This window comes from Pseudomonas sp. S04 (assembly GCF_009834545.1).
GTDB lineage: Bacteria > Pseudomonadota > Gammaproteobacteria > Pseudomonadales > Pseudomonadaceae > Aquipseudomonas.
In genome coordinates this window covers 1,351,265-1,376,647 of the sequence record NZ_CP019427.1, presented here as the reverse complement: position 1 = coordinate 1,376,647, position 25,383 = coordinate 1,351,265, and the positions used below count along the sequence as shown (strand labels likewise).

The 25,383-nt window shown below is 61.1% G+C and carries 22 protein-coding genes; 7 read left to right on the top strand and 15 right to left on the bottom strand.

Annotation, left to right across the window (positions count from 1 at the left end; translation table 11 throughout):
- The first annotated feature begins 2 nt into the window (after positions 1 to 2).
- Together emhB and adeC are read left to right on the top strand one after the other, a co-directional pair.
- The gene (gene emhB / locus PspS04_RS05950) at positions 3 to 3,167 is read left to right on the top strand and encodes an efflux RND transporter permease subunit EmhB (RefSeq protein ID WP_095167030.1); all 3,165 of its coding nucleotides are present in this window, start codon (positions 3 to 5) and stop codon (positions 3,165 to 3,167) included.
- The gene (gene adeC / locus PspS04_RS05945) at positions 3,164 to 4,624 is read left to right on the top strand and encodes an AdeC/AdeK/OprM family multidrug efflux complex outer membrane factor (RefSeq protein WP_095167028.1); all 1,461 of its coding nucleotides are present in this window, start codon (positions 3,164 to 3,166) and stop codon (positions 4,622 to 4,624) included. Before emhB ends, adeC begins: the two co-directional genes overlap by 4 nt.
- Before the next feature lie 97 nt (positions 4,625 to 4,721).
- Here the strand turns inward: adeC and PspS04_RS05940 are convergent, their stop codons facing one another.
- The 4 genes from PspS04_RS05940 to PspS04_RS27635 form a co-directional block, all read right to left on the bottom strand.
- Positions 4,722 to 5,900: a trans-sulfuration enzyme family protein gene (locus PspS04_RS05940; protein ID WP_159994137.1), complete on the bottom strand. Its 1,179-nt coding sequence runs from the start codon at positions 5,898 to 5,900 to the stop codon at positions 4,722 to 4,724.
- A complete protein-coding gene (locus PspS04_RS05935) occupies positions 5,897 to 7,273 on the bottom strand; it encodes a pyridoxal-phosphate dependent enzyme (protein ID WP_159994135.1) in 1,377 nt (458 codons plus the stop codon). The genes PspS04_RS05940 and PspS04_RS05935 overlap by 4 nt, the downstream gene beginning before the upstream one ends.
- A gap of 344 nt (positions 7,274 to 7,617) precedes the next feature.
- Positions 7,618 to 7,908, bottom strand: a complete 291-nt coding sequence (locus PspS04_RS05930) for a hypothetical protein (protein ID WP_159994133.1) — start codon at positions 7,906 to 7,908, stop codon at positions 7,618 to 7,620.
- A 43-nt stretch (positions 7,909 to 7,951) separates the two neighbouring features.
- Positions 7,952 to 8,140 carry a hypothetical protein gene (locus tag PspS04_RS27635; RefSeq protein ID WP_237235035.1) on the bottom strand — a complete coding sequence of 63 codons (189 nt, stop codon included), beginning with the start codon at positions 8,138 to 8,140 and terminating at the stop codon, positions 7,952 to 7,954.
- Here PspS04_RS27635 and PspS04_RS05925 point away from each other — a divergent pair.
- Positions 8,051 to 9,247: an ISL3 family transposase gene (locus tag PspS04_RS05925; protein WP_237235003.1), complete on the top strand. Its 1,197-nt coding sequence runs from the start codon at positions 8,051 to 8,053 to the stop codon at positions 9,245 to 9,247. The genes PspS04_RS27635 and PspS04_RS05925 overlap by 90 nt on opposite strands.
- On the opposite strand, the gene PspS04_RS05920 is transcribed toward PspS04_RS05925, so the two are convergent.
- On the bottom strand, positions 9,219 to 9,419 hold the full coding sequence (locus tag PspS04_RS05920) for a hypothetical protein (RefSeq protein ID WP_159994129.1): 201 nt from the start codon (positions 9,417 to 9,419) through the stop codon (positions 9,219 to 9,221). The two genes, PspS04_RS05925 and PspS04_RS05920, sit on opposite strands and share 29 nt — an antisense overlap.
- A gap of 395 nt (positions 9,420 to 9,814) precedes the next feature.
- Between PspS04_RS05920 and PspS04_RS05915 the strand changes: the two genes are divergently transcribed.
- Positions 9,815 to 10,714 carry a polysaccharide deacetylase family protein gene (locus tag PspS04_RS05915; RefSeq protein WP_159994127.1) on the top strand — a complete coding sequence of 300 codons (900 nt, stop codon included), beginning with the start codon at positions 9,815 to 9,817 and terminating at the stop codon, positions 10,712 to 10,714.
- A 22-nt stretch (positions 10,715 to 10,736) separates the two neighbouring features.
- On the opposite strand, the gene pcaD is transcribed toward PspS04_RS05915, so the two are convergent.
- The 6 genes from pcaD to pcaR all read right to left on the bottom strand — a co-directional run bounded on the left by pcaD (position 10,737) and on the right by pcaR (position 16,928).
- Positions 10,737 to 11,528, bottom strand: a complete 792-nt coding sequence (pcaD, locus tag PspS04_RS05910) for a 3-oxoadipate enol-lactonase (protein ID WP_095167019.1) — start codon at positions 11,526 to 11,528, stop codon at positions 10,737 to 10,739.
- Positions 11,529 to 11,600: 72 nt separating this feature from the next.
- The gene (locus PspS04_RS05905) at positions 11,601 to 12,896 is read right to left on the bottom strand and encodes an MFS family transporter (protein ID WP_095167017.1); all 1,296 of its coding nucleotides are present in this window, start codon (positions 12,894 to 12,896) and stop codon (positions 11,601 to 11,603) included.
- A 152-nt stretch (positions 12,897 to 13,048) separates the two neighbouring features.
- A complete protein-coding gene (pcaF, locus tag PspS04_RS05900) occupies positions 13,049 to 14,254 on the bottom strand; it encodes a 3-oxoadipyl-CoA thiolase (protein WP_174244566.1) in 1,206 nt (401 codons plus the stop codon).
- The gene (locus PspS04_RS05895) at positions 14,251 to 15,033 is read right to left on the bottom strand and encodes a CoA-transferase subunit beta (RefSeq protein ID WP_174244611.1); all 783 of its coding nucleotides are present in this window, start codon (positions 15,031 to 15,033) and stop codon (positions 14,251 to 14,253) included. The genes pcaF and PspS04_RS05895 overlap by 4 nt, the downstream gene beginning before the upstream one ends.
- Positions 15,030 to 15,887 carry a CoA transferase subunit A gene (locus PspS04_RS05890; protein WP_159994125.1) on the bottom strand — a complete coding sequence of 286 codons (858 nt, stop codon included), beginning with the start codon at positions 15,885 to 15,887 and terminating at the stop codon, positions 15,030 to 15,032. Before PspS04_RS05890 ends, PspS04_RS05895 begins: the two co-directional genes overlap by 4 nt.
- 198 nt (positions 15,888 to 16,085) lie before the next feature.
- Positions 16,086 to 16,928: a pca regulon transcriptional regulator PcaR gene (gene pcaR, locus PspS04_RS05885; protein WP_095167009.1), complete on the bottom strand. Its 843-nt coding sequence runs from the start codon at positions 16,926 to 16,928 to the stop codon at positions 16,086 to 16,088.
- Positions 16,929 to 17,631: 703 nt separating this feature from the next.
- Here pcaR and PspS04_RS05880 point away from each other — a divergent pair.
- Together PspS04_RS05880 and PspS04_RS05875 are read left to right on the top strand one after the other, a co-directional pair.
- Positions 17,632 to 17,832: a hypothetical protein gene (locus PspS04_RS05880; RefSeq protein ID WP_095167007.1), complete on the top strand. Its 201-nt coding sequence runs from the start codon at positions 17,632 to 17,634 to the stop codon at positions 17,830 to 17,832.
- Positions 17,833 to 18,199: 367 nt separating this feature from the next.
- Positions 18,200 to 19,675, top strand: coding sequence for an inorganic phosphate transporter (locus PspS04_RS05875; protein ID WP_095167005.1), 1,476 nt, complete (start codon positions 18,200 to 18,202; stop codon positions 19,673 to 19,675).
- A gap of 179 nt (positions 19,676 to 19,854) precedes the next feature.
- Here PspS04_RS05875 and ccoM read toward each other — a convergent pair whose 3' ends face one another.
- The 3 genes from ccoM to PspS04_RS05870 all read right to left on the bottom strand — a co-directional run bounded on the left by ccoM (position 19,855) and on the right by PspS04_RS05870 (position 20,760).
- Entirely contained in the window at positions 19,855 to 19,971 is a 117-nt protein-coding gene (gene ccoM / locus PspS04_RS27975; protein WP_305886485.1) for a cytochrome c oxidase subunit CcoM, read from the bottom strand.
- 145 nt (positions 19,972 to 20,116) lie between these two features.
- Complete coding sequence (locus PspS04_RS27495; RefSeq protein ID WP_167355728.1) at positions 20,117 to 20,278, bottom strand: hypothetical protein; 162 nt, start codon at positions 20,276 to 20,278, stop codon at positions 20,117 to 20,119.
- A 140-nt stretch (positions 20,279 to 20,418) separates the two neighbouring features.
- The gene (locus tag PspS04_RS05870) at positions 20,419 to 20,760 is read right to left on the bottom strand and encodes an aspartate-semialdehyde dehydrogenase (protein WP_159994123.1); all 342 of its coding nucleotides are present in this window, start codon (positions 20,758 to 20,760) and stop codon (positions 20,419 to 20,421) included.
- A gap of 206 nt (positions 20,761 to 20,966) precedes the next feature.
- On the opposite strand from PspS04_RS05870, the gene rapA reads away from it, so the two are divergent.
- Positions 20,967 to 23,813, top strand: coding sequence for an RNA polymerase-associated protein RapA (gene rapA, locus PspS04_RS05865; protein WP_159994121.1), 2,847 nt, complete (start codon positions 20,967 to 20,969; stop codon positions 23,811 to 23,813).
- A gap of 85 nt (positions 23,814 to 23,898) precedes the next feature.
- Here rapA and PspS04_RS05860 read toward each other — a convergent pair whose 3' ends face one another.
- The gene (locus tag PspS04_RS05860; protein WP_159994119.1) at positions 23,899 to 25,251 is read right to left on the bottom strand and encodes a spinster family MFS transporter; all 1,353 of its coding nucleotides are present in this window, start codon (positions 25,249 to 25,251) and stop codon (positions 23,899 to 23,901) included.
- Between the last annotated feature and the right edge of the window lie 132 nt (positions 25,252 to 25,383).

The window sequence follows — 25,383 nt, the reverse complement described above, 5'->3', positions numbered from 1 at the left end:
CCATGTCGAAATTTTTTATCGACCGTCCGATTTTCGCCTGGGTAATTGCCCTGGTGATCATGCTGGTCGGGGCTCTATCGATCCTCAAGCTGCCCATCAACCAATACCCGAGCATCGCCCCACCGGCGATCGCCATCTCTGTGACCTACCCAGGTGCTTCTGCACAGACCGTGCAGGACACCGTGGTCCAGGTGATCGAGCAACAGCTCAACGGTATCGACAACCTGCGTTATGTGTCCTCGGAAAGTAACTCCGACGGCACCATGACCATTACCGCGACCTTCGAGCAAGGCACCAACTCCGACACCGCCCAGGTCCAGGTGCAGAACAAGCTGAACCTGGCCACCCCGCTGCTGCCTCAAGAAGTGCAGCAACAGGGGATCCGCGTCACCAAGGCCGTGAAGAACTTCCTGCTGGTGATCGGTGTGGTGTCGCGTGACGGCAGCATGACCAAGGACGACCTGTCCAACTACATCGTGTCCAACATGCAGGACCCGATTTCCCGGACCGCCGGCGTCGGCGACTTCCAGGTGTTCGGTGCCCAGTACGCCATGCGTATCTGGCTGGACCCGGCCAAGTTAAACAACTTCAACCTGACTCCGGTGGACGTCAAGGCCGCCGTTGCGGCACAAAACGTCCAGGTCTCGTCCGGTCAGCTCGGCGGCTTGCCTGCCCTGCCCGGCACCCAGCTGAACGCCACGATCATCGGCAAGACCCGCCTGCAGACTGCCGAGCAGTTCAAGGAAATCCTGCTCAAGGTCAACAAGGACGGCTCCCAGGTTCGCCTCAAGGATGTCGCCGATGTCGCCCTGGGTGGTGAGAACTACAGTATCAACGCCCAGTTCAACGGCGCACCGGCCTCCGGCCTTGCGGTGAAACTGGCTACCGGCGCCAACGCGCTGGATACTGCCAAAGCCTTGCGCACCACCATCGAAAGCCTCAAGCCGTTCTTCCCTGAAGGCATGGAAGTAGTCTTCCCGTACGACACCACCCCGGTGGTGACCGAATCGATCAAGGGCGTAGTACACACCCTGGTCGAAGCGATCGTGCTGGTGTTCCTGGTGATGTTCCTGTTCCTGCAAAACTTCCGCGCCACCGTCATCACCACCATGACCGTGCCGGTGGTATTGCTGGGTACATTCGGCATCCTCGCGGCGTTCGGGTTCAGCATCAACACCCTGACCATGTTCGGTATGGTCCTGGCCATCGGCTTGCTGGTGGACGATGCCATCGTCGTGGTGGAAAACGTCGAACGGGTGATGAGCGAAGAAGGCCTGTCGCCCAAGGAAGCCACCAAGAAGTCCATGGGCCAGATCCAGGGCGCACTGGTGGGTATTGCCCTGGTACTGTCGGCGGTACTGCTGCCGATGGCGTTCTTCAGCGGCTCTACCGGGGTGATCTACAAGCAGTTCTCGATCACCATCGTCTCGGCCATGGCCCTCTCGGTACTGGTCGCCCTGATCTTTACCCCGGCGCTCTGCGCCACCATGCTCAAGGCCATTCCCAAGGGCGAGCACGGCACGCCCAAGCGTGGTTTCTTTGGCTGGTTCAACCGCAATTTCGATCGCGGCGTACGCAGCTACGAGCGTGGCGTGGGCAACATCCTCACGCACAAGGCGCCGTACCTGCTGGCCTACCTGATCATCATCGTTGGCATGATCTGGCTGTTCACCCGCATCCCGACCGCATTCCTCCCGGAAGAAGACCAGGGCGTACTGTTCGCCCAGGTCCAGACCCCGGCGGGTTCCAGTGCCCAGCGCACCCAGGTGGTGGTCGATGAAATGCGTGAATACCTCCTGCGCTCCGGTAAGGATGGCGGTGAAGGTGATGCGGTTGCCTCGGTGTTCACGGTCAACGGCTTCAACTTTGCCGGCCGTGGCCAGAGCTCGGGTATGGCATTCATCATGCTCAAGCCGTGGGACGAGCGTAACGCCGACAACAGCGTGTTCAAGGTCGCAGAACGGGCCCAGCAGCACTTCTTCACGTTCCGTGATGCCATGGTGTTCGCCTTCGCCCCGCCAGCGGTACTGGAGTTGGGTAACGCCACCGGTTTCGACGTGTTCCTGCAGGACCGCGCCGGTATCGGCCACGAGAAGCTGATGGAGGCCCGCAACCAGTTCCTCGGCATGGCGGCACAGAGCAAGGTGCTGTCCCAGGTGCGTCCTAACGGCCTGAACGACGAACCGCAGTTCCAACTGGAACTCGATGACGAGAAAGCCAGCGCCTTGGGCGTAACGCTGACCGACATCAACAACACCCTGTCGATTGCCCTGGGCAGTAGCTACGTCAACGACTTCATCGACCGCGGTCGAGTGAAGAAGGTCTACATTCAGGGCGTGCCGGGTTCGCGGATGACCCCTGAAGACCTGAAGAAGTGGTACGTGCGCAACAGCCAGGGAACCATGGTGCCGTTCTCGGCCTTCGCCAAGGGCACCTGGATCTACGGCTCGCCGAAGCTGGCGCGTTACAACGGCGTGGAAGCCATGGAAATCCTCGGTGCTCCGGCCCCGGGCTATTCCACCGGTGAAGCCATGGCTGAAGTCGAAGCCCTGGCCAAGAAGCTGCCGGCGGGGGTGGGTATCTCCTGGACTGGCCTGTCCTATGAGGAACGCCTGTCGGGTTCCCAGGCGCCTGCCCTGTACGCCCTGTCGTTGCTGATGGTGTTCCTGTGTCTTGCGGCGTTGTACGAAAGCTGGTCGATTCCGATCGCGGTGATGTTGGTGGTGCCGCTGGGGATCATCGGTGCCCTGCTCGCCACCAGCCTGCGCGGCCTGTCCAACGACGTGTACTTCCAGGTAGGCCTGTTGACGACCATCGGTCTGGCGGCGAAAAACGCCATTCTGATTGTCGAATTCGCCAAGGAACTGCATGAACAGGGACGCACTCTGCGCGACGCCGCGATCGAGGCCTGCCGGATGCGTCTGCGACCGATCATCATGACCTCGCTCGCGTTCGTCCTGGGTGTGGTGCCACTGGCCATTTCCACCGGCGCCGGTTCGGGCAGCCAGCACGCCATCGGTACCGGGGTGATCGGCGGTATGATCACCGCTACCGTACTGGCCGTGTTCTGGGTACCCCTGTTCTTTGTCACCGTGTCGTCCATGGGGCAGCGCAAGAATGCCAAGCCGGATGACGCCACCGAAACTCCTAAAGAGGCTGGCCAATGAGCAAGTCGCTACTCTCCCTAGCCGTCGCCGCGTTCGTGCTCGGTGGCTGCTCGCTGATACCCGATTATCAGCAGCCCGAGGCCCCTGTGGCCGGGCAGTACCCGCAAGGGCCGGCTTACTCGCCGGCCCAGGCGCCGAACCAGGCCGCCGCCGAGCAAGGCTGGAAGCAGTTTTTCCATGACCCGGCCCTGCAGCAACTGATCCAGACCGCGCTGGAAAACAACCGTGACCTGCGCGTCGCGGCGCTGAACATCGACGCCTATGCGGCCCAGTACCGCATTTCCCGCGCCGACCTGTTCCCCGCCGTTTCGGCCAATGGCAGCGGCAGCCGCCAACGCCTGCCGGCAGACGCCTCGCAGACCGGCGAATCCTCGATCAGCAGCTCCTACTCGGCGACCCTGGGCGTCAGCGCCTATGAGCTCGACCTGTTCGGGCGTATTCGCAGCCTCAACGAGCAAGCGCTGCAGAACTACTTCGCCACCGAAGAAGCGCGGCGCAGCACCCAGCTCAGCCTGGTGGCCAACGTGGCCAACGCCTACCTGACCTGGCAGGCCGACAAGGAACTGCTGAAGCTGACGCAGGACACCCTCGCCACCTTCGAAGAAAGCTACCGCCTCACCGCGCGCAGCAACGAAGTCGGCGTGGCCTCGGCGTTGGACCTGAGCCAGTCGCGTACCTCGGTGGAAAACGCCAAGGTGCAACTGGCCAAGTACACCCGCCTGGTCGCCCAGGACGAGAACAGCCTGACCCTGCTGCTGGGTACTGGCTTGCCTGCCAACCTGACCGCCGCCAAGCCATTGGCTGACGACCTGCTCAGCGAAGTGCCGGCCGGCCTGCCTTCGGACCTGCTGCAACGACGTCCGGACATCCTGGCCGCCGAGCACAACCTCAAGGCTGCCAACGCCAATATCGGCGCGGCGCGGGCTGCGTTCTTCCCGAGCATCAGCCTGACGGCCAATGCCGGCACGCTCAGCCCGGACCTGTCCGGCCTGTTCAAGGGCGGTTCGGGGACCTGGTTGTTCCAGCCCCAGATCAACCTGCCGATCTTCAACGCCGGCGCCCTGAGTGCCAGCCTGGATTACTCGAAAATCCAGAAAGACATCACCGTTGCGCAGTATGAGAAGTCGATCCAGACCGCCTTCCAGGAAGTCTCCGACGGCCTCGCCGCACGCCAGACCTTCAACCAGCAGTTGCAGGCCCAGAGTGACTTCGTCCAGGCCAACCAGGATTACTACCGCCTGGCCGAGCGTCGCTACCGCATTGGTGTCGACAGCAACCTGACCTTCCTCGACGCCCAACGTCAGTTGTTCAGCGCGCAGCAATCGCTGATCACCGATCGCCTGTCGCAACTGGTCAGCGAAGTGAACCTGTACAAGGCCCTGGGTGGCGGCTGGAACGCCCAGACCGCGAAGAATGAGCCCGTGCCAGAAGTCGCACCGAAGCTGAAGATGTTCTGATCAGCCCGATGCGCACCAGGCTGATCCCTGGGCCTCACGAAAATCCGCAATCCCCTCAAGGATTGCGGATTTTTTTATGCCTGTTGCACGGCTGGCCTCAGATCCGTGCCAGCGCCTGGGCCAGGTCGGCGCGCAGGTCTTCGACCGCTTCCACCCCAACCGACAAACGCACCAGCCCGTCGCCTATCCCCAGTTCTGCCCGAGTCGCAGGTGGAATGGTGGCGTGGGTCATGATTGCCGGATGCTCGATCAGGCTTTCCACTCCTCCCAGGCTCTCGGCCAGGGCAAAGATCTGCACCGCCTCGAGAAACCGCCGGGCACCGGCCAGGTCGCTGTTCAAGTCCAGGGCAATCATCCCGCCGAAGCCGCGCATCTGGCGCTGCGCCAATTCGTGCTGGGGGTGTGACGGCAGGCCGGGATAATAGACCCGCGCCACCTGCGGCTGGCGCTCCAGCCACTGGGCAAGGTCCAGCGCGTTGCTGCAGTGACGCTCCATACGCAAGGCCAGGGTCTTGACCCCGCGCAAGGTGAGAAAGGCGTCGAACGGCCCGGCAATCGCGCCCACCGCGTTTTGCAGGAAACCCAGGCGCTCGGCCAGCTCAGCGTTGTGCCCAACCACCGCTATGCCGCCGATCACATCGGAATGGCCGTTGAGGTACTTGGTGGTGGAGTGCAGCACGATATCGAACCCCTGCTCCAGCGGGCGCTGCGTCCACGGGCTGGCAAAGGTGTTGTCGGCGACACTGATGATCCCCCGCGCACGGCAGATCCGCGCGATGGCGCTGAGGTCGGTCAGGCGCAGCAAGGGATTGCTCGGCGTCTCGACCATGACCATCCGCGTGTCGTCCTGCAGCGCCGCTTCGAAGGCTGCCAGGTCGGTCAGGTCGACGAAACTGAAACGATGCCCGGCGCTGCGTTGGCGCACTTTGTCGAACAGGCGGAAGGTGCCCCCGTACAGGTCGTTGCCGGAGACAATGTGCGCACCGGCATCCAGCAGCTCGAGCACCGTGGAGATAGTTGCCAGCCCGGAGGCGAAGGCAAATGCCTGGGTACCGCCCTCCAGGTCGGCCACGCAGCGCTCCAGGGCAAACCGGGTGGGATTGTGCGAACGGCCGTAGTCGAAACCCTTGTGCACGCCGGGACTCTGCTGCAAATACGTGGAGTTGGCGTAGATCGGCGGCATCAGCGCTCCGGTCGTCGGGTCCGGCACTTGCCCGGCATGGATCACCCGGGTGGCGAAATACTGGGGCGCGGCGGTTTTATCCTGATGACTCATGCAAGGGATCTCCGTAGATGATTGAGCAGGTCGACTCGGGTAATCAGGCCATGGAAACCTGAAGCGTCGGCGATGATCGCCACCAACCCGCGGTCGAGCTCGGCCTGCAGCTCGGCCAGGCTGGCGGCGGCCGGCAAGGTATGCAGTTGCTTGGTCATGGCCGAGGCCACCGTCATGCGCAAGTGCGCAGCATCCTGGTGCACCCCCAGCAAGACATCCGATTCATCGAGTACGCCCACCAGGCGCTGGCCATCGACCAGTACCGGCAACTGCGACACATCCGCCAGGCGCATGCGCTGGAAAGCGGTCAGCAGCGTGTCGTCGGGGCCGACGCTGATCACCCGGCCGTCCTCGAAACGCCTGGCGATCAGGTCCCGCAGGTCGCCGTAGCGCTTGCGCTGCAACAAGCCCTGATCGGTCATCCACTGGTCGTTGTAGACCTTGGACAAGTAGCGGGTGCCGGTATCGCAGACAAAACTGACCACCCGCTTGGGCTCAGTCTGATCACGACAGTAGCGCAAGGCCGCCGCCAGCAGCGTGCCGGTGGAAGATCCGCCGAGAATGCCTTCGGCGCGCAGTAACTGGCGGGCATGTTCGAAGCTTTCTTCATCGCTGATCGAATAGGCCTGGCGCACGCTGGACAGGTCGGCGATGGACGGGATGAAGTCCTCGCCGATGCCCTCCACCGCCCACGAGCCGGGGGTACCAAGGGTGCCGCTGCGGCTGTATTCGGCCATCACCGAACCAACAGGATCGGCCAGCACCATGGCCAGGTTCGGCTGTACTCGGCGGAAGAAACGGGTCAACCCGGTCAGGGTACCGGCCGAGCCGACGCCGACGACGATGGCGTCCAGGTCATGCTGGGTCTGCGCCCAGATCTCCGGCGCGGTGCTGCATTCATGGGCCAGCGGGTTGGCCGGGTTGTTGAACTGGTCGGCAAAAAACGCCTCGGGGATCTCCTGCGCCAGCCGCGCGGCGACGTCCTGGTAGTACTCCGGATGCCCCTTGCCGACATCGGAGCGGGTGATGTGCACCTCGGCCCCCATGGCCTTGAGGTGCAGCACCTTCTCGGTGGACATCTTGTCCGGCACCACCAGCACCACCCGATAACCCTTGGCGCGGCCCACCAGGGCCAGGCCCAGGCCCGTATTGCCAGCCGTGGCCTCGACGATGGTGCCACCCGGACGCAGGCGGCCATCGCGCTCGGCGGCGTCGATCATCGCCAGGCCGATGCGGTCCTTGATCGAACCACCGGGGTTCTGTGACTCAAGCTTGAGGAACAGGGTGCAAGGCCCAGTATCAAAGCGGCTCACTCGCACCAGCGGTGTATTGCCGATCAGCTCGAGCACGGCAGGACGGGAATTGTCTGGCATGTCTTCACCTCGTGGCGCGAATCCGCACTGGATGGACAGTAACCTGCGGCAGGCCATGGCCTGCCAGTCACAGACAATGCCTCGCATGGACCATAGGCCGCGATTGCTTCCCCCGCAACCATCCGCAGCCGGCCGGTAACGTTGTGGTTCGTGCGACAAGTAGCAAACCGGGAAATATTAGCCGAGGGAGGAACAACCACTGGCGATAAAAATATTCTGATCTGGCAATACGAAAAAACCACGCCATTGAGCTATACGTGCTCCATGGCGCGGGTCTTTATTGGCACTAGACTTGATTGACCAACACACTGACTCACATCAACTTCACAACACCAACATACCGATCACAAAACCGTTAACTTCGGCACTCTTAAGGAGAAGCTAGGGCACGAAAAATCTACTTGCCGCTCAAACCCCTCACCCAGTTCTTTATACCCAAAACTAAAATACCCTTCGATTGTCTCAAAATCTTCTCCAGGCGTAATGAACATGACATTCAGCCCCCCGACCTTGTCCGACTGAGAATGCCCCGTAGACCCCTTCCAAAAGAAACCCGCCTCCACATCACCAGGCTCCATACCAATACTGTATCTTTTTTCTGCCTCGAGCTTGTCACCACGGAGAGTCAACTCCATCCCGATTTTTGTGTCCTCTACGAGCAGAAAAAAATAAGGTTCTTCACGGAATCCCGGGAAACACAGAAACAAGAACGCCGATTTGCTTGATGATGTTCGTGCGAGCAAACACATCTAACAAAACGGCGTTCTTATGCACGATATTAATACTTTCCTTCCTTTTTGGGAGGGCTTTTCTGTCGTCACCATCAAGCCTGATGGCGACGCGCTTCAGATCGACCTGATTCCCCACGCCACCCGGTTCCCTTCCTGTAGCGGCTGCCAAAAACCCTGTTCAACCACGCATGAGTATTGCGAGCGGACCGTCCGCGATTTACCGATTCTCGGCCGTGCGGTGCGCCTCAGCGTGTTGCTCAGGCGTGTTGGCTGTCGTGACTGCGGTAAACGTATGGAGGCCGTCAGTTGGCTGGACCGCTATGCCCGCATGACGCGGCGTCTGGCCGAGGCGGTCATTCAAGCCTGCGAGCGCCTTCCCACACTGCACGTGGCTCAACTGTTTGGGCTGCACTGGGACACCGTTCGGTTGCTGGAGCGTCGAGCCTTGCAAGCGGCGTTGAGCGTTTTGCCAAAGGCGCAACCGCGACGTCTGGTGATGGACGAGTTCGCCCTGTTCAAAGGTCATCGTTACGCCAGCGTGGTGCTGGATGCGGATACACGACGAGTGCTGTGGATCGGTGAAGGTCGCAGCCGAGCAGCGATCAGGCCTTTCTTCGAAGAACTGGGGCCAGAGGGTTGTGCTCGAATCGAAGCGGTGGCGATGGACATGAACACCGCTTTTGACCTGGAGGTTCGTCAGCACTGTCCCAACGCGCGAGTGGTCTACGACCTCTTCCATGTGGTGGCCAAATATGGCCGAGAGGTGATTGATCGGGTCCGCGTCGACGAGGCTAACCGGTTGCGTCACGACAAGCCTGCCCGCAAGGTCATCAAGCAGGCGCGATGGCTGTTGCTGCGCAATCCGCAGAACTTGAAAACGCCGGAACAACAGGTCCGCCTGGAGGATCTACTGGCGGCCAACCAAGCGTTGATGACGGTCTACTTGATGAAGGCTGAACTCAAAACACTCTGGACCCCGAGTACTGCCTGGGATTGGCGATCGGCCTGGAAGCAATGGCTGCGCCATGCGCACGAAAGCGAAATACCAGCTCTGATCCAGTTCGCCAAACGGCTAAAGGGTTACTGGCGGGGCATCGTCAGCCGGGTTCGCTGGCCGATGCACACCGGTCAGTTGGAAGGAATAAACAATCGAATAAAGGTCATCAAGCGGATGGCGTACGGTTACCGGGACAGCGAATTCTTTTTCATGAAGATCAAGAGCGTCTTTCCCGGTAATCCGTGAAGAACCAAAAATAAGGGGGTTCCTTGACCCAATAAAAATACAAACTCGTTGCTGTAACAGCAATATCTTCTGCACCTTGCACCTTGAGAGTGCCATGTAACCTTCCCGATATAGGTTGTAAATCTTTCCCATCAATAACTGGCAGCCCGCTCTCCGCCCTTGAAAAATCCATGACAACCTCCTGCTTAAAACGTTAGTTAATCACTCCTGGACAACACAATAAAAACCTAACCCATAAAAACCAGCACAACAACTATCAGATCTAATAGTTGACAACAGCCCGCGCAAACAACATTTGAAAAATCAATACAAATACTAATTCGCGATAACACACTTTCGTTCGATTATCGCCAAGATTCCACTTTCGCCGATTAAAAGAATCGGTGAACCGTCAGTTACCCCATCAACCTGCCCTGACTCGATATAATCACCCCGGCCTGCTGAACCCTTCAGTGTCGTGACGTTCCCATGGAGACCTCCCCGGGAGCGACCGCCTTGGCGTGTGGTGAATGACTGCACGCCAACAGGTTGCACCTCTGCTGATTTGTCGCCGGTCACCTCAACACTATGAAATTGATCCTCACCGTTGTCTCTGTGCTCGCCCTTGCGCTCGGTCTCAGTGGTTGCATCAGTCCACCGATCGCCCTGACGCCGCAAACCGAGCAACGCTTGCAGGCATCCCCGCCGATCCGCTTCCTGCTCACTTTCGACGATGGCCCCAGCGCCTCCGGCTGGGCCAATCCGAGCCGGGCGGTACTTGAGGTGCTGGCCAACAACCCGATTCAGCCAGGCATCAAGGCGGTGTTTTTTGTCCAGACTCGCGCGCCACGGGCCGGCGGCAGTGAACGGGGGCGCAAAACCATGCTGCGTGAACACGCGGCTGGCCACATCCTGGGCTTCCACACCGCCACGCCGTGGCACAGCAATCATCGCTCTCTTGATCCGCAAGTACTCGAACAGTCGCTCACCTGGGGCACCGACGACATCACCGTGATCACCGGCGCAGCACCAAGCCTGGTGCGCCCGCCGTTCTGGAGCTACGACGCGCGCACCTTCGCCGCCTATCAACGGCATGGCCTGCAGGTGTTGTTGACTGACTTGAGCGCCAATGACGGCAAGGTGTGGGGGATCACCGCCAGTCCACGTCGACGCGCCAACCTGCTCAGGCAGCTGTCAGAAACCCGCGAGCGGATCGCCAAGGGCGAGTTGCCGACCGTTGATGGCGTGATTCCGGTGGTGGTGACGTTTCACGACCTCAATCGCTATACCGCCCGGCACATGCAGGAGTACCTGCAGATTCTGCTCGACAGTGCCGAGCAAACCCACGTGCCCCTGGCAGCCAAACCGTTCTATGAAGACTCGGCCGCCTTGCAGCGCGCAGCCATGGCCCGCACCCTGCGCGATGCCAATGACCCCGCGCGATTGCCCGGGGCGTGGAACTGGATCTGGGGCCGCGACAAGCACTGAATGCGCCGCAGGTTCCAGCGCCTCAGATGGCCCGCAGGAAGTTCAGCACACAGTGGCTGAACGCATCGCCTGCCTGCACGTTGGACAGGTGCGCAGCATAGAACTCGGCATAGTGCGCACCGGCCACCCGCTGCTCGATGAAGTGTCCACCGGCCGGCGGCGTGACCGCATCTTCAGTGCCGGCAATCACCAGCGTCGGCACCTGGATCGCCGTCAGTTGCTCACGCAAATCAGCATCCCGTACCGCTGCGCAATTGGCCGCATAACCTTGTGGCGACGTCGCGGCCAGCATGTCAGTGATCCGCTTGGTCGCCGCCGGATTGGTCGCGGCGAAATCCGCGGTGAACCAGCGCGCAATGGAGGCATCGCCCAGGGCCACCATCGCCGCTGCGCCATCGCGCAGGACCATTTCAATGCGCGGGTCCCAGATGGCCGGCTCGCCAATCTTCGCCGCGGTGTTGCACACCACCAGTGACAACAGGCGCTCGCTGGCATTGATCGCCAGCCACTGGCCGATCAAGCCGCCCATCGACAAACCGCAGAAATGCGCGCGCTCGATATGCAAGGCGTCCAGCAGGGCCAGCACGTCACGGCCCAGTTGCTCGATGCTGTAAGGCCCAGGCGTCACCAGCGAACGACCATGCCCACGGGTGTCGAAACGTAATACCCGAAAATGCTCGGCAAATAACGGGATCTGCCCATCCCACATGTGCAGGTCAGTGCCCAGTGAGTTGGACAGCACCAATACCGGGGCGTGTTCGGGTCCGTCGAGTTGGTAGTGCAGTTCGCCGTCGGCCAGTTGTACAAATGCCACAGTTTTCTCCTTGAGACCGCCAGGGCCAGGTGTGCGGACAGCGCGCGCCCGATTCAGACGCGCGCCGGCCGGTCAAAGGTCGTGATGCAGATACGCTGCCTGCTTGGGCAAGCGCAGGCTGAACAGGAACGCGATGGCCATCATCACCGTCACGTACCAGTAGAACGAGTTTTCCATGCCCACCGACTTCAAGCTCAGGGCCACGTACTCCGCCGACCCGCCGAAGATCGCGTTGGCCACCGCGTAGGCCAGGCCCACACCCAGGGCGCGCACTTGTGGCGGGAACATTTCGGCTTTCACCAGACCGCTGATGGAGGTGTAAAAGCTCACGATCGCCAGCGCCAGGGTAATCAGTACGAAGGCCAGGAACGGGCTAGTGACTGACTTCAGGCTCAGCAGGATCGGCACCGTGCACAGCGTGCCCAGGGCACCGAACCAGAGCATCGAACTACGTCGACCGATCTTGTCGGCCAGCATGCCGAAAAGCGGTTGCATGCACATATAAAGGAACAGCGCCCCAGTCATGATGTAGCTGGCGGTCTTGGCGTGCATCCCGGCGGTGTTCACCAGGTACTTCTGCATATAGGTGGTAAAGGTGTAGAAAATCAGCGAGCCGCCGGCGGTGTAGCCCAGCACTGTGATGAAGGCGGCCTTGTGATCGCGGAACAACGCACGGATGCTCCCGGCGTCCTTGTCTTCGCGCATTTCCTTGCTGGTGGTTTCCTTGAGCGAGCGACGCAGCAGCAACGAAATCACCGCGGCAACCGCCCCCACGACAAATGGAATCCGCCAGCCCCAGGCGCGCAATTCATCCTCGGACAGGAACTGCTGCAGGATCACCACCAGCAACACCGCCAGCAGTTGCCCGCCAATCAGGGTCACGTACTGGAACGAGGCAAAGAAACCGCGCTGACCCTTGAGCGCCACTTCACTCATATAGGTCGCGGTGGTGCCGTACTCACCACCCACCGACAGACCCTGGAACAGCCGGGCGACCAGCAGCAGGATCGGCGCCCAGACGCCAATGTCCTTGTAGGTCGGCAGACAGGCGATCAGCAGAGACCCGGCGCACATCATCAGCACCGAGATCATCATCGAATTCTTGCGTCCGTGCTTGTCGGCTACCCGGCCGAACAACCAACCACCGATGGGGCGCATCAGGAACCCGGCAGCGAACACGCCGGCAGTGTTGACCAGTTGCACCGTGGGATTGTCGGAGGGGAAGAAGGCTGGCGCGAAGTAGATCGCGCAAAACGCATACACGTAGAAGTCGAACCATTCGACCAGGTTGCCGGAGGAAGCCCCGACAATCGCAAATATTCTTTTACCCCGCTCTTCAGCGGTGTAGTGGCTTGTCATAGATGTCATGGTTTTACACTCGATGGGGACAGTGAGAGTCTAGACACACTTTGCAACACTCCTGTTCCCTGGAATCACTCATTCAGGCAATTGCGCGTCTGTGATGACGCCTTCGCGGGCAAGCCTTGCTCCTACGGGAGCAGGGCTTGCCCACGGGGTGGTCAGACCCGTTCGATCGCCAGCGCCAGGCCTTGGCCGACACCCACACACATGGTCGCCAAGGCTTTTTTACCGCCGGTTTTTTCCAGTTGATGCAGGGCCGTCAACACCAGTCGCGCCCCGCTCATGCCCAATGGATGTCCCAAGGCAATGGCGCCGCCGTTGGGGTTGACCTGCGCCGCGTCGTCAGCCAGGCCCAGTTCACGCAGCACCGCCAGGCCCTGGCTGGCGAAGGCTTCATTGAGTTCGATCACGTCGAAATCGCTGATCGCCACACCCAGACGCTCGATCAGCTTGCGCACCGCTGGCACCGGGCCGATGCCCATGACTCGAGGAGCTACGCCGGCACTGGCCATGCCGAGCACTTTGGCCCGCGCAGTCAGGCCGTGTTTCTTCACCGCTTCGGCGGACGCCAGGATCATCGCCGCCGCACCATCGTTGACGCCCGACGCGTTGCCGGCGGTGACAGTTTTGTCCGGGCCATTGACTGGCTTGAGCTTGCCCAGGGTTTCCAGGGTGGTGTCGGCCCGGGGATGCTCGTCCTGCTCTACCAGGCTTTCGCCTTTCTTGTGGGCAATACGCACCGGGACGATTTCTTCGGCGAAAAAGCCTACTGCCTGCGCCGCCGCAGTACGTTGCTGGCTGCGCAGGGCAAAGGCGTCCTGATCCGCGCGCGAAACCCCGTAGTCGTCCGCCACGTTGTCGGCGGTCTGCGGCATCGCGTCCACGCCGTACTGGGCTTTCATCAAGGGATTGATGAAGCGCCAGCCAATGGTGGTGTCTTCCAGTTTCATGCCGCGCGAGAACGCCGCGTCGGCCTTGCCCATGACAAAGGGTGCGCGGGACATCGACTCGACGCCACCGGCAATCGCCAGCTCCATCTCGCCGCTGGCAATCGCCCGGAAGGCGGTGCCAATGGCATCCATACCCGAGGCACAGAGGCGGTTGAGGGTCACCCCGGGAATGCTCTGCGGCAATCCGGCCAGCAACAAGGCCATGCGCGCGACGTTCCGGTTGTCTTCACCGGCCTGGTTGGCGCAGCCGAGGAACACCTCGTCCACCGCGCTCCAGTCAACGCCCGGGTTACGCTCGATCAAGGCCTTGATCGGCACCGCGGCCAGGTCGTCGGCACGCACGCTGGACAAGCCGCCACCAAAGCGGCCGATGGGGGTGCGAATCGCGTCGCAGATATACACCTCGCGCATCATGCTTCTCCCGGTGCCTGGCCGTGGGCGGCGGCGGTCCGTGCTTCCAGATCGCGCAAGGCCGCGAGCTCGACCGCTGTCGGCTCGGCGGTCTGCTGCACCTGCTCGGCAAAACGGATGGCCCAACCGGTCGCCGCCACCACTTGCTCGCGGGTCACCCCCGGGTGCAGCGCTGTGACCACGAACTCATGGGTGCCGGCTTCCGGCTCCATGATGCACAGGTCGGTGATGATGCCCACCGGTCCAGCCCCTGGCAGGCCGAGGCGCTGGCGCGAGTCGCCGCCTTCGCCGTGACCGACCGAGGTGATGAAGTCCAGCTTGTCGACGAACGAACGGGCCGACTGCTTGAGAATGATCAGCACGCTTTTCGCCGAACCGGCGATCTCCGGGGCGCCGCCGGCACCGGGCAAACGAACCTTGGGCTGATGGTAGTCACCGACCACCGTGGTGTTGATGTTGCCGAACCGGTCGACCTGAGCCGCCCCCAGGAAGCCGACGTCGATGCGCCCGCCTTGCAGCCAGTAACGGAAAATCTCCCCGGTCGGCACCACAGTGTCAGCGGTTTCGGCCAGTTCGCCATCACCGATGGACAGCGGCAGCACACTGGGTTTGGCGCCAATCGGACCCGATTCGTAGATCAGCACCACGTCCGGCGAAGACGTCAGGCGCGCCAGGTTGGCGGCTTTGGAGGGCAAGCCGATGCCGACGAAGCACACCGAACCGTTTTTCAGGCGGCGGGCGGCGGCCACGGTCATCATTTCATTGGTGGAGTAAGTCATTATTTGGCCTCCGAAGCACGCGCCAACTTGGCCTGGAATTCACTGAAGTCAGCGCTGCCGTGGATGTACTCATTGATCCACGCGGTGAAGGTCTCACGGTCGCGGGCAATCGGGTCCCAGGCTTGGTAGAAACGGTTATCGCGCTCGGTGTAACCGTGGGCGTAGGACGGATGCGCCCCACCCGGCACATGGCAGACCGCACTCAGGGCCCAGGTCGGCAGGACGCAGGCATTCATCGGAGCCTTGAGGTCATCGACGATTTCTTCGACAGTAACGATGCAACGCTTGGCCGCCAGCGCCGCTTCCTTCTGCACGCCGAGGATGCCCCAGAGCAACACGTTGCCCTTGCGGTCGGCCTTTTGTGCGTGGATCACCGTCACATCCGGGCGCACCGACGGCACCGCTGCCAGCACTTCGCCGGTGAAGGGGCAGGTCACGGTCTTGATCAGCGGGTTGACCTTGGGCAGGTCGGAACCGGCGTAGGCGCGCAATACGGCGAACGGCAGTCCCGAGGCGCCCGCGACGTAGGCATTGGCCAGGTCCGCGTGGCTGTGTTCTTCGATTTCCAGTGGCTGGGGCCATTGCTTCTCGACGGCATCGCGCAGACGTTGCAGCGACCCCACGCCAGGGTTACCGCCCCAGGAGAAAATCAGCTTGCGTGCGCAACCGGCACCGATCAACTGGTCGTAGACCAGGTCGGGGGTCATGCGCACCAGGGTCAGGTGTTTTTTTCCCTGACGAATGATTTCATGACCCGCTGCGGTTGGAATCAGGTGAGTGAAGCCTTCGAGGGCGACCGTGTCACCATCATTCACGAATTGCTTCACTGCATCGTGCAGCGAAAGGATTTCTGCCATGGGGGTGGACTCCCGAGCTTGAGTAAACCGACGTGGAGGACGAGGCGCGATGTACGGCGCCGGATTGACTGAAGAGTAAGCCGCTAAAAAACCCCAAACAATCCGATAATCGACTAAGTGTTCGTTTATCGAACAGATTGTTATCAGCCTATCGATCCTCTCAGGACACCTGGCCTCGATATCGGTTTATCGAACAGTTCAGGCGAACAGCTGGGCGCTCAGTTCCCGGCTGGCACTCAGCAGGCCCGGGAGAAACCGCTGCTCCAGCTCGTTGCGACCGACGCGTCCGGCATGGGTACTGACGTTCAGTGCCGCCAACACCTGGCCCGAGGCGTCGTACACCGGCACGGCGATCGAGCGCAGGCCCTGCTCCAGTTCCTGGTCGACAATGCACCAGCCCTGTTGGCGAACTTCCTGCAGGCACTCGAGCAATGCTTCGGGGGTATGCAAGGTGCGACTGGTCTTGGCCTGCAGGTCGGCGTGATCGAGGTATTCACGCAATGACGCGTCATCCAGCGCCGCCAGCAGGATCCGCCCCATGGACGTGCAGTAGGCCGGCAAGCGGCCGCCGACCGAGAGGTCTACCGATATCAGGCGCTGGGTCGTCGCCGAGCGAGCGATGTACAGAATGTCATTGCCTTCCAGCGTGGCCATGTTGCAGGCCTCGTGCAATTGCTCGCTCATGCGGTCCAGGTAAGGCTGGGCCGAGACCGCCAAGGGGGTCGAAGACAGGTAGGCATGGCCCAGGGTCAGCACCTTGGGCAACAGCGAATAGGTTCGCCCGTCGGTGGTGGCATAGCCAAGCTTGATCAGGGTATGCAGGCAGCGACGCACCGCTGCGCGGGGAATTTCGGTGCGGTGGCTGATCTGCGCAATGGTCAGGTGGCGCTTGCGCTCCTGAAAAGCTTGCACCACGGCCAGGCCTCGGGCCAGGGACGTCATGAAGTCCGGGTCCCCGGTAAACGCCTGGATCCGCTTGGCGGGCGAAGCAACAATCGGCGGCGCGGCTGACGTGAAGGAATTGCGCAATTGATCGTTCATTTCAGGTCGGTCCCCAGGGTTCGTCAGCTATTACAGGCTGCCCCCGAGCGTGCGCACAAGCCGTGGGCAGTCAACTTTGGGCGATTATCGAACCACCAGCCGATAATCGCAATCCATCCGTTTTCAGCCAAGGGCCTTGTCGACTGCGGGCTGCACCCAGTAAGAGGGGCGACTTTAGAGCATGTGTGCGTACCAGGTTTTCATACTTGTCCTTGGATAAGCGAGTGAGTGCCCCCACATACCAACTTCAGCTGTATTAATGACGTCAGGAAACAAACGTCTGTTGTATGGGTTCAAAATCAACCCAGGTAACAAAACATTTTTACAGGGGCCGGGGACATTTAACTTATTGGCGATAGGCAGCGCTCGATTGAACGCTATAATGGCCACAGTGATGTCCCCGTTTCTCCTCGACAACGGATCCCATCACCCAGGCAGCGCAAGGCTTTGGCCCCGCTACCTGCTGGCAAGCGCTAGACGCGCATTTCGAATGCCCGGCCCATGCGCTTGCAGGAAACAAGAAGACTGATGCTACATCAGTGATTCTTCTCTGGTGCTGTGGCCGCCTGCAACAACGGTGCTGTCAGTGCAGTGCGTTCGTGATTCAAGCAGCCTGTGGCTACTTGCATGATGACGCCTGCGATCAACCGACCCCGCGCAGTGCGTTTCACCAGAGTTTATTTCAACTTGATTAGGTAACACTGTGACGAAAGACGAACTGCGCGCCGAACTTGAGCGCCAGGAACAACGTTACAAGGATGTGTACGGCGGTGAAGTCACCACCTACGCCGCCCAGCCCGAACCGGAACGCAAACCGTGGCGTAAGCGCGCCAGCGTTCAGGACCAGGCATTCAGCCAGGAACTGCAAAAGATGGAAAAGGACCTCAAGGCCGAAGAGCCCTAGCGCCAACGCTTGAGTGTTGCTCAAAACTTGCCCTCAGCCGCTGGGCAGGTTGCTCCGTCACCGCGCCTGCTGAAGACAGGCGCGGGCCGCCATTGCCCGCCAATTGAGGCGAACGGCTTAAAAGCTGACCCCTCATTTCAGAAATTTCATACAGCGTTATCCCCCATTGGCCGAGGCGACGGAAACCTGATTTCTGGCGAAGCACCCAATAAAATCAAGGGGTTAAAAACCCTACGCTGCGACTGGGGCTTAGGGTCTTGTTACAAACTAAATGAATGAAACATGTTTCCGATCGGCATCTGATGCATCGATTAACCATCTTTTCTGGCATAATCGCGCCCCCTTATGACCGGGTCAGAAAACCTTCATGATCGATTTATTCAGCGGACTGGATGCTTGGGTGCTTGTGAGCCTCTTGCTCGCCCTGGCCTTTGTCCTCGCCTTCGAGTTCATCAACGGCTTTCATGACACCGCTAACGCGGTAGCCACTGTTATCTACACCAAGGCCATGCCGCCCCACCTGGCGGTGTTCTTCTCCGGTGTATTCAACTTCCTTGGCGTGTTGCTGGGCGGCGTGGGCGTGGCATATGCCATTGTCCATTTGCTGCCGGTAGAACTGTTGATCAATGTGAACACCGGCCACGGGCTGGCAATGGTGTTCTCGCTCCTCGCGGCGGCCATCACCTGGAACCTGGGCACCTGGTACTTCGGTATTCCGGCCTCCAGCTCCCATACCCTGATCGGTTCGATCCTCGGTGTCGGCCTGGCGAACGCCCTGATCAACGATATTCCACTGGTTGACGGGGTTAACTGGCAGAAGGCTATCGACATCGGCGCCTCGCTGGTGCTCTCGCCAATGGCCGGCTTCGCGGTGGCTGCCCTGGTACTGCTGGGCCTCAAATGGTGGCGCCCGCTGTCCAAGATGCACAAGACCCCGGACCAGCGCCGCAAGATCGACGACAAGAAACACCCGCCGTTCTGGAACCGCCTGGTCCTGGTGATCTCGGCGATGGCGGTGAGCTTCGTGCACGGCTCCAACGATGGCCAGAAAGGCATCGGCCTGATCATGCTGGTGTTGATCGGTATCGTCCCGGCGCAGTTCGTTCTCGACTTGAACAGCACCACCTACCAGATCGAGCGGACTCGCGATGCGACCTTGCACCTGAGCCAGTTCTATCAGCGTAACGAGGCCACCCTGGGCGAGTTCCTGGCCCTGGGCAAAAGCGTGAAGGAAGACCTGCCGGAGAAATTCCGTTGCAATCCGCAACAGACCGAACCGACCATCAGCGCGCTGCTGGGCACCCTCAAGGGTGTAGCCGACTACCACTCGCTGCCGCACGAAAGCCGCATCGAAGTACGTCGCTACCTGCTCTGCCTGGACGACACTGCGAAGAAAGTCGGCAAGCTGCCTGGCCTCGACGCCCGTGAAAAGGCCGACCTAGACAAGCTGCGCAAAGACCTGACCGCCACCACTGAATACGCGCCATTCTGGGTGATTCTGGCAGTCGCCCTGGCACTCGGCCTGGGCACCATGGTCGGCTGGAAACGCGTGGTACTGACCATCGGCGAGAAGATCGGTAAACAAGGCATGACCTACGCACAAGGCATGTCGGCCCAGATCACCGCCGCGTGCATGATCGGCATGGCCAACATCTTCAGCCTGCCGGTATCGACCACCCACGTCCTGTCCTCGGGTGTCGCCGGCACCATGGTCGCCAACAAAAGCGGCCTGCAAGGCGGAACCGTGAAAACCATCCTGCTGGCCTGGGTCCTGACCCTGCCAGCCACGGTGGCCCTGTCCGCCGGCCTGTTCTGGCTGGCCTCGAAGGCCCTGGGTAGCTGATTCAAAGCTGCACATAAAAAGGCGCGCCCTCCTGGAGGTCGCGCCTTTTTTATTGGAAAAAACACCAAACCCTAAGCAGCCGCTAACGCAGCAACGGATATGCCCAAAAAATCCAAACCAAAAAAAAGGGCAACCGAAGTTGCCCAAAATGCCTTGCGTGCTCGTGCTCCCAGAAAGACCTAAGGCTTCTTGCGCTTATGCGAGTCTTTCCAGATAAAAAATCCAAACCCAACGAAAAACAGAACCATGAGGCTGACGGTCAGCACTCCGGCGATCACCACATTGTCGAAAAACATGACCAGCCTCCTGTGCTTGCCTCGTTGCGATGGGTCTAAGTTAACCAATCAGGCACAGGAGAAAATTGACCGGGATCAATGTCGCCCAAGACAGGGCGTAAAGGCGGGGAAATAACTGACCTGCATCAACAGATGCAGGGTGGGGTCAACGCTTTTTCGGTTTGCTCTTCGGCTTTTTCTTCGCTTTGCCCAGCGGCATGGCCTGCTCGAATGCCTGGCGCACTTCGTTCAGGCGCTTCTCATTGAGATCATGCACACGCTTGGCGCGCTCGGTGTTGAGATCGATCAGCTTGTCGTCTTGGCTCATGGCGTGGCTTACGTCTTCCAGTTCAATACAGGCGCGGCACAGCGACCCACGTCACCCTGCCCGCTCAAGGTTGAGCAATAATGCGGCCTCTGGCCAACGAAGACCAGCCACCTGGCAACGCAACAAAAGCTCTTCGCAGTTCACACCTCTATATCGACCCACAACCCCTGGCGCGGCTGATCGTCCATCACCGCCACCACTGGCACAGTGTTATCGGCATTCAACTCGTCGCCCGGCACCGCCAGGGGTACCTGCGGATCGTCGCCAGTTTCACGGCGGCGTTTATCACGGGCCAACTGACGTCGCTGCTGTTCACGCAACCCCATTGCCGCTTCCTCGGGATCGCGCTGTTGCAGGTCGATCGTGCTCTCGCTGGAGCTGGGCTGCACCGGTGCCACCGGCATGATGTCCGGGCGTGGCCGTACCGGATCCTGCTGGGAGGTAATCGGCACGGCGCTCAAGGGAAGCATGGGTGGCAGCATGGTGAGGGTCTCCTGTCGGCAGGCTGTCGGCTGTTTGACCAGCGACTTGAGCCATCGGTCGCAAACTTGTGAGCCAGTTGACACTCCCAATCACCAATCGGCTCGATGCGCTACCGTAAGACTAGTAGTTTTTATGAGAGTCCTTTGGCTCTGAAGGCAGCGATCCGTTAAGATAGTCGGCTTTTTCAAGGCGGGAGTCAGGCAGCATGGCGCAGCAGTATCAACCGGGGCAACGCTGGATTAGTGACAGCGAAGCAGAGCTAGGTCTAGGCACCGTTCTGGCACAGGACGGTCGCTTGCTGACCGTGCTCTACCCGGCCACTGGCGACACCCGCCAGTATGCGCTACGGAATGCGCCCCTGACCCGCGTGAGGTTTTCGCCGGGCGACACCATTACGCACTTCGAAGGCTGGAAAATGACCGTGCGCGAAGTCGACGACGTCGACGGCCTGCTGGTCTATCACGGGCTCAACGCAGAGAACGAGCCGGTCACCCTGCCCGAAACCCAACTGTCGAACTTCATCCAGTTCCGCCTGGCCAGCGACCGTCTGTTCGCCGGGCAGATCGACCCACTGGCCTGGTTCTCCCTGCGTTACCACACCCTGGAACACACCAGCCGCCAGTTGCAGTCGTCGCTCTGGGGCCTGGGTGGCGTGCGCGCACAACCTATCGCGCACCAGTTGCACATTGCCCGTGAAGTGGCCGACCGTATTGCGCCGCGGGTTCTGCTGGCGGACGAAGTGGGCCTGGGTAAAACCATCGAAGCCGGCCTGGTGATCCATCGCCAACTGCTCTCCGGTCGCGCCAACCGCGTGCTGATCCTGGTGCCGGAAAACCTCCAGCACCAATGGCTGGTGGAAATGCGCCGGCGCTTCAACCTGCAGGTCGCGCTGTTCGACGAAGAACGTTTTATCGAAAGCGATGCCAGCAACCCGTTCGAAGACACCCAGCTCGCGCTGGTAGCCCTGGAGTGGCTGGTCGACGACGAGAAAGCCCAGGATGCATTGTTCGCTGCGGGCTGGGACCTGCTGGTGGTCGACGAAGCTCACCACCTGGTGTGGCACGAAGACCAGGTCAGCCCCGAGTACTCGCTGGTCGAACAACTCGCCGAGACCATCCCTGGCGTCCTGCTGCTGACTGCCACCCCGGAACAACTGGGCCAGGACAGCCACTTCGCCCGTCTGCGCCTGCTTGATCCGAACCGTTTCCATGACCTCAAGGCCTTCCGCGCCGAGAGCGAGAACTATCGCCCGGTGGCCGAAGCCGTTCAGGAACTGATGGACCAGGGCCGCTTGTCCCCGGCCGCCCACAAGACCATCCAGGGTTTCCTCGGCGACGAGGGCGAAGCCCTGCTGACCGCGGTCAACGATGGCGACATCGAAGCCAGCGCCCGCCTGGTCCGCGAATTGCTGGATCGCCACGGCACTGGCCGCGTGCTGTTTCGCAACACCCGCGCCGCAGTGCAAGGTTTCCCTGAGCGCAAGCTGCACCCGTACCCGCTGCCGTGCCCGGACGAGTACCTCGAGCTGCCGTTGGGCGATCACGCCGAGCTGTACCCGGAAGTCAGCTTCCAGGCCCAACCGGATGCCGACGAAGAACAACGCTGGTGGAAGTTCGACCCACGCGTGGAGTGGCTGATCGACCAGTTGAAGATGCTCAAGCGCACCAAGGTCCTGGTGATCTGTGCCCACGCCGAAACCGCGATGGACCTGGAAGACGCCCTGCGCGTGCGCTCCGGCATCCCGGCCACGGTGTTCCATGAAGGCATGAACATTCTCGAGCGTGACCGTGCAGCGGCCTACTTTGCCGATGAAGAATTCGGTGCCCAGGTACTGATCTGCTCGGAAATCGGCAGTGAAGGTCGCAACTTCCAGTTCTCCCATCACCTGGTGCTGTTCGACCTGCCAGCGCACCCGGACCTGCTGGAACAGCGGATCGGTCGTCTGGACCGGATCGGCCAGAAGCATGTCATCGAGTTGCACGTGCCGTACCTGGAAACCAGCCCGCAAGAGCGCCTGTTCCAGTGGTACCACGAAGCACTGAACGCATTCCTCAACACCTGCCCGACCGGCAACGCCCTGCAGCACCAGTTCGGCCCACGCCTGCTGCCGCTGCTGGAAGAAGCCGACGACGGCGAGTGGCAAGCGCTGATCGATGAGGCCCGCGGGACTCGCGAAGCCCTGGAAGCCGAGCTGCACAGCGGCCGTGACCGCCTGCTGGAACTCAACTCCGGCGGTGCTGGCGAAGGCGATGCCCTGGTCGAAGCGATCCTTGAACAGGACGATCAGTTCGCCCTGCCGATCTATATGGAAACCCTGTTCGACGCCTTCGGCATCGACAGCGAAGACCACTCGGAAAACGCCCTGATCCTCAAGCCGAGTGAAAAAATGCTCGACGCCAGCTTCCCGCTGGGCGACGACGAAGGCGTGACCATCACCTACGACCGCAACCAGGCGCTGTCTCGCGAAGACATGCAATTCATCACCTGGGAGCACCCGATGGTTCAGGGTGGCATGGACCTGGTGCTGTCCGGCTCGATGGGCAACACCGCGGTCGCGCTGATCAAGAACAAGGCTCTCAAGCCCGGCACCGTGTTGCTGGAACTGCTCTACGTCAGCGAAGTGGTCGCCCCACGCTCGCTGCAACTGGGCCGTTACCTGCCGCCGGCAGCCCTGCGCTGCCTGCTGGACACCAATGGCAACGACCTGTCGAGCCGGGTGTCGTTCGAGACCCTCAACGACCAGCTCGAAAGCGTGCCCCGCGCCAGCGCCAACAAGTTCATCCAGGCCCAGCGTGATCAACTGACACCGCGCATCAACGCCGGCGAAGAGAAGATCACCCCGCGCCACGCTGAACGGGTAGCCGAAGCACAACGCCGCCTGGCAGCCGACACCGATGAAGAACTGGCGCGCCTGACCGCCTTGCAAGCCGTCAACCCGACGGTGCGTGACAGCGAGCTGGTTGCCCTGCGCCACCAGCGCGAACAAGGCCTGGCCATGCTCGACAAAGCGGCGCTGCGCCTGGAGGCGATCCGGGTGCTGGTGGCGGGTTAAGCCCCCGCCTTGCACCGCGATAAAAAAGGCCCGCAGCGATGCGGGCCTTTTGCTTTTCTGTGGGATCTGCCGAAGGCTGTGGTGCTTAACCCGCAGACACCGCACCAACTCCAGGCTCAACCACCGTCCCCATCCCCTCCTTCATGCGCTTGGCATCGCGGACAAAACAGCGCGCTGCCAGGAACAGGAAGACCATGGTGAGCAACAGCGCGACCGGAATCAGGTACATCGCATCGTGCAGGCCGACGGCCTTGAAGGCTTCGGTCATCTGCTCGGCACCCGCCGCTTGCATCGCCGTATGGGCGAAGTGATCGGACAGCCCGCCGACCACCACGGGCCCCAGACCGCCCCCCAACAGATACAACCCGGCGAAGAACAGCGCCATGGCCGTCGCCCGCAAGCGCGGTTCAACCACGTCCTGGATCGCCGTGTATACGCAGGTATAGAAGTTGTAGGCAAACAACCAGCCCAAGCTGAACACCGCCACGAACACCCCGATTTCAATTCGCCCGGCATGCAGCGCCCACGCCGTGCACAGGGTCGAGATAATCAGGCTGAAGCCCGCGAACAACAGCCGACCACTGGCCACCCGCTGATGAATCTTGTCGGCCACCCAGCCGCCCAGCGTCAAGCCAAACAACCCGGTAACCCCGACAATCACCCCGGTGGCCACGGCTGCATCCTGCAGCGGCAGCAGGAAATAACGCTGCAGCATCGGCACCAGGAACGAGTTGCAGGCATAGGTGGCGAAGTTGAAGCACAGGCCGGCCATCACCAGCCAGAGAAAGGTCGGAATCGCCAGGACCCGACGAATCGGCCGGTCGACCCGTTCCTGGGATATCTGCACGGTTTCCGCCGCACCGCGCTTGGGCTCTTTGATGAAGAACATGAAGACCGCCAGGATCAACCCCGGCACTGCCGCGATGAAAAAGGGTGCACGCCAGCTATCGAAGGCCTTGACCATGGCACCGATGGTGAAGAACGCCAGCAACAAGCCCAGGGGCAGTCCGAGCATGAAAATGCCCATCGCCCGCGCCCGGCGATGGGCAGGAAACAGGTCGCCGATCAGCGAGTTGGCGGCCGGAGCGTAACTGGCCTCACCGATGCCCACGCCCATGCGCACGATCAGGAAACTCCAGAAACTGCCCACCAGCCCATTGACCGCCGTCAGCCCGCTCCACACCGCCAGCCCCCAGCCCATCAGCTTGCTGCGCGAACCGGTGTCGGCCATCCGCCCCAGTGGCAGCCCGGCAATCGCATAGACGATGGTGAATGCAGTCCCGATGATCCCCAGCTGAAAGTCGCTCAGGTGCCACTCCATGCGGATCGGCTCGATGATGATGGCCGGAATGGTGCGGTCGAAGAAGTTGAACAGATTGGCCAGGAACAGCAGGAACAGAATGCGCCAGGCATTCGCCGCTTGGGTCGAGTTCTGCATGGGTCCGTCTCTTTTTATTTATTGTTATGGGCGCGCTACTGCCAACCCGGAACCTGCAATCTAGTCAGGCGCCTGCGCGCTGTCTGTAATTATTCGTAAGGCTGATGTCGACTTATCGAAGGCCGCGACTCG

Coding starts and splice junctions, on each gene's coding strand:
- PspS04_RS05890 (WP_159994125.1), bottom strand. CDS start 15,887: ATGGCAGAAATCCTTTCGCTGCACGATGCAGTGAAGCAATTCGTGAAT.
- PspS04_RS05875 (WP_095167005.1), top strand. CDS start 18,200: ATGATCGATTTATTCAGCGGACTGGATGCTTGGGTGCTTGTGAGCCTC.
- ccoM (WP_305886485.1), bottom strand. CDS start 19,971: ATGTTTTTCGACAATGTGGTGATCGCCGGAGTGCTGACCGTCAGCCTC.
- rapA (WP_159994121.1), top strand. CDS start 20,967: ATGGCGCAGCAGTATCAACCGGGGCAACGCTGGATTAGTGACAGCGAA.
- adeC (WP_095167028.1), top strand. CDS start 3,164: ATGAGCAAGTCGCTACTCTCCCTAGCCGTCGCCGCGTTCGTGCTCGGT.
- PspS04_RS05870 (WP_159994123.1), bottom strand. CDS start 20,760: ATGCTGCCACCCATGCTTCCCTTGAGCGCCGTGCCGATTACCTCCCAG.
- emhB (WP_095167030.1), top strand. CDS start 3: ATGTCGAAATTTTTTATCGACCGTCCGATTTTCGCCTGGGTAATTGCC.
- PspS04_RS05915 (WP_159994127.1), top strand. CDS start 9,815: ATGAAATTGATCCTCACCGTTGTCTCTGTGCTCGCCCTTGCGCTCGGT.
- PspS04_RS05940 (WP_159994137.1), bottom strand. CDS start 5,900: ATGAGTCATCAGGATAAAACCGCCGCGCCCCAGTATTTCGCCACCCGG.
- PspS04_RS05920 (WP_159994129.1), bottom strand. CDS start 9,419: ATGGATTTTTCAAGGGCGGAGAGCGGGCTGCCAGTTATTGATGGGAAA.
- PspS04_RS05860 (WP_159994119.1), bottom strand. CDS start 25,251: ATGCAGAACTCGACCCAAGCGGCGAATGCCTGGCGCATTCTGTTCCTG.
- PspS04_RS05905 (WP_095167017.1), bottom strand. CDS start 12,896: ATGACATCTATGACAAGCCACTACACCGCTGAAGAGCGGGGTAAAAGA.
- PspS04_RS27495 (WP_167355728.1), bottom strand. CDS start 20,278: ATGAGCCAAGACGACAAGCTGATCGATCTCAACACCGAGCGCGCCAAG.
- pcaR (WP_095167009.1), bottom strand. CDS start 16,928: ATGAACGATCAATTGCGCAATTCCTTCACGTCAGCCGCGCCGCCGATT.
- pcaF (WP_174244566.1), bottom strand. CDS start 14,254: ATGATGCGCGAGGTGTATATCTGCGACGCGATTCGCACCCCCATCGGC.
- PspS04_RS05930 (WP_159994133.1), bottom strand. CDS start 7,908: ATGGAGTTGACTCTCCGTGGTGACAAGCTCGAGGCAGAAAAAAGATAC.
- PspS04_RS05935 (WP_159994135.1), bottom strand. CDS start 7,273: ATGCCAGACAATTCCCGTCCTGCCGTGCTCGAGCTGATCGGCAATACA.